This window comes from Providencia sp. CIM-Carb-044 (genome assembly GCF_033901115.1).
GTDB lineage: Bacteria > Pseudomonadota > Gammaproteobacteria > Enterobacterales > Enterobacteriaceae > Providencia > Providencia hangzhouensis.
The window spans coordinates 1-1,196 of the sequence record NZ_JAXADV010000058.1 but is presented as its reverse complement, the minus strand read 5'-3'; the positions used below and the strand labels follow the sequence as shown (position 1 = coordinate 1,196).

General features: G+C 43.7%; 1 protein-coding gene. It reads right to left on the bottom strand.

Annotation, left to right across the window (positions count from 1 at the left end):
• Positions 1-214 precede the first annotated feature (214 nt).
• On the bottom strand, positions 215-1,030 hold the full coding sequence (locus SJ312_RS23235; protein WP_000018329.1) for an aminoglycoside O-phosphotransferase APH(3')-Ia: 816 nt from the start codon (positions 1,028-1,030) through the stop codon (positions 215-217).
• Positions 1,031-1,196: the final 166 nt, after the last annotated feature.

Genomic DNA, 1,196 nt, shown 5'->3' with positions numbered 1-1,196 from the left:
GGTAAGCAGAGTTTTTGAAATGTAAGGCCTTTGAATAAGACAAAAGGCTGCCTCATCGCTAACTTTGCAACAGTGCCAATTTATGAGTAAAGGATTATGTCCACGATAAGCACCTGGGTCGATTCCTGGGAGGCGGCCATGAGGGTAGGGAAGCGCCGTCCCGTCAAGTCAGCGTAATGCTCTGCCAGTGTTACAACCAATTAACCAATTCTGATTAGAAAAACTCATCGAGCATCAAATGAAACTGCAATTTATTCATATCAGGATTATCAATACCATATTTTTGAAAAAGCCGTTTCTGTAATGAAGGAGAAAACTCACCGAGGCAGTTCCATAGGATGGCAAGATCCTGGTATCGGTCTGCGATTCCGACTCGTCCAACATCAATACAACCTATTAATTTCCCCTCGTCAAAAATAAGGTTATCAAGTGAGAAATCACCATGAGTGACGACTGAATCCGGTGAGAATGGCAAAAGCTTATGCATTTCTTTCCAGACTTGTTCAACAGGCCAGCCATTACGCTCGTCATCAAAATCACTCGCATCAACCAAACCGTTATTCATTCGTGATTGCGCCTGAGCGAGACGAAATACGCGATCGCTGTTAAAAGGACAATTACAAACAGGAATCGAATGCAACCGGCGCAGGAACACTGCCAGCGCATCAACAATATTTTCACCTGAATCAGGATATTCTTCTAATACCTGGAATGCTGTTTTCCCGGGGATCGCAGTGGTGAGTAACCATGCATCATCAGGAGTACGGATAAAATGCTTGATGGTCGGAAGAGGCATAAATTCCGTCAGCCAGTTTAGTCTGACCATCTCATCTGTAACATCATTGGCAACGCTACCTTTGCCATGTTTCAGAAACAACTCTGGCGCATCGGGCTTCCCATACAATCGATAGATTGTCGCACCTGATTGCCCGACATTATCGCGAGCCCATTTATACCCATATAAATCAGCATCCATGTTGGAATTTAATCGCGGCCTCGAGCAAGACGTTTCCCGTTGAATATGGCTCATAACACCCCTTGTATTACTGTTTATGTAAGCAGACAGTTTTATTGTTCATGATGATATATTTTTATCTTGTGCAATGTAACATCAGAGGGGGCACTGTTGCAAATAGTCGGTGGTGATAAACTTATCATCCCCTTTTGCTGATGGAGCTGCACATGAACCCATTCAA